The organism is Curvivirga aplysinae, assembly GCF_009711445.1.
Taxonomy (GTDB): Bacteria; Pseudomonadota; Alphaproteobacteria; order UBA8366; family Aestuariispiraceae; genus Curvivirga; species Curvivirga aplysinae.
Genome location: NZ_SMMC01000027.1, coordinates 1 through 2,114, shown reverse-complemented (window position 1 = coordinate 2,114; position 2,114 = coordinate 1). Strand labels below are relative to the sequence as shown.

At 43.5% G+C, this 2,114-nt stretch carries 2 protein-coding genes; both read left to right on the top strand.

Annotated features, from left to right (window positions below):
• The coding region (locus tag E1160_RS17050; RefSeq protein ID WP_218048604.1) for an energy transducer TonB at positions 1 to 643 on the top strand (643 nt) is incomplete at its 5' end.
• A 117-nt stretch (positions 644 to 760) separates the two neighbouring features.
• Positions 761 to 2,092, top strand: coding sequence for a Tol-Pal system beta propeller repeat protein TolB (tolB, locus tag E1160_RS00190; protein ID WP_407923881.1), 1,332 nt, complete (start codon positions 761 to 763; stop codon positions 2,090 to 2,092).
• The last annotated feature ends 22 nt before the right edge of the window (positions 2,093 to 2,114 follow it).

Here is a 2,114-nt window from a genome sequence, read left to right as displayed (position 1 = left end):
ACCTGAACCGGAAGCTGAACCTGTTCCTGAGGAAGTGAAAAAGCCAGAGCCTAAAAAGCCGGAGCCGAAACCAAAAACCGCGCCTGTCGTAAAGCAGCCGCGCCCATCGGCAAAACCACAGGAGCCGCAACAAGCTAAGAAACCGGAAAAGCCCAAAAATGATTTGGCTTCTGTTTTAAAAACAGTCCAAAAGCTTGAAGACACGCCTAAGCCAAAGCCTGAACCGGAAGAGAAAAAAGAAGATAAGAAAGAACTAGCGTTGGCGGATATTCTTAAGAATGCGCAAAAACCAAAAGCGAGTAGCCAAACGCCACGCCGTCAAGTTCGTGACGCAAGTGAATTATTGTCTAGTAGTGAATTGGATGCCGTTAAGCGTCAGATCGCAAATTGTTGGTCTATTCAGCCTGGTGCTAGAAATGCAGAAGATCTGATTGTAAAACTTCGTGTTACTATGAATCCTGACCGAACTGTTCGTACGGTGGAAGTGATTAAAGGTAGCGGAGGCAATCCATTCCAAGGGGCAGCAGAACGAAGTGCGCAAGCGGCTGTATATAAATGTAGTCCACTTCGTCTTCCTGCAGACAAGTATGATGTGTGGAATATTATTAACTTCACCTTTGATCCGAAACAGATGTTTGGATAAAAAAGGTAAAGAAATTCGAATATGTCAGGAAAATGCCACATTTGCCTTATATGAACGGGCATCCAGTGATTCTGGTATAAAAATAAAACGTGAATAAATGAGATGGGAAAGAAATCGATGTCTATGAAATCAATGTTTGTGAAAACACGGCATTTGATCGTGATGATTTCTGGCTTGCTGATGGTGTCTAATATGGCCCGTGCGGAAGTCAATATTGATATTACGCAAGGGAATGTTGATCCATTGCCGATTGCCATTACGAACTTCATTGGTGAATTGGCTCCTGAACACCAAATCGGACGTGATATGTCTGAGGTGATTTCGAATGATTTGAACCGTTCCGGTATCTTTCGAACCATAGACTCAAAAGCATTTATTCAGAAGATCGACTCTGCTGGTGTACGTCCTCGTTATTCTGACTGGCGTGTTATCAATGCACAAGTTTTAATGACAGGTGGTATTGAGCTTGAACCAGACGGTATGATGAAGGTTAAATATTATCTGTGGGATGTATTTGCCGAAGAACGTCTTGCAGGATTGGCTTTCAATACAGAACAAAGTAACTGGCGCCGTGTTGCTCATCTCATTGCTGATAAAATCTATGAAAAATTAACTGGCGAATCCGGCTATTTTGATTCCAGAATTGTTTATGTTGCGGAAAGTGGTAAGAAAACCTCACGCAAGAAACGCTTGGCTATTATGGATCAAGATGGTGCAAATCACATGTTCCTGACGGATGGTGTTGATTTGGTTTTAACCCCACGTTTCTCGCCCAAACGTCATGAAATTACTTACCTAAGCTATTTTAATGATCGCCCACGCGTATATTTATTCAACATTCAAACCGGACGGCAAGAAATGCTAGGCGATTTCGCCGGCATGACATTTGCGCCACGCTTTTCTCCTGATGGGGATAGTATTGTGATGAGTTATGCGGCGAATGGTAATACTGATATTTACTTGATGGATTTACGCACGCGTCAGTCCAAGCGATTAACAAGAGGGAAAGGTATTGAAACCTCTCCTTCTTTTAGCCCTGACGGTAAGTACATTACTTATAATGCTGATCGCGGTGGTAGCCCTCAAATCTATGTGATGAAAGCAGATGGTTCTGATGCGCATCGGATTAGTTTTGGTAAGGGAAGTTATTCAACGCCGGTTTGGTCACCTCGCGGGGATTTGATCGCTTTTACTAAGTTTACACAAGGTAAGTTTCATATTGGTGTTATGCGTACGGATGGTTCCGGCGAGCGCTTATTGTCACAATCCTTTTTGGATGAGGGCCCTACATGGTCGCCAAATGGTCGCGTCTTGATGTTTTTCCGTCAGGATCGCGGGGATAAAGGTAAGACACGCCTATATTCAATTGATTTGACGGGTAACAACTTACGTGAGGTTATTACCCCGGGGGATGCTTCTGATCCCGCTTGGTCGCCACTTAATCCATAGGGGAGATTACTATTTAGTAATT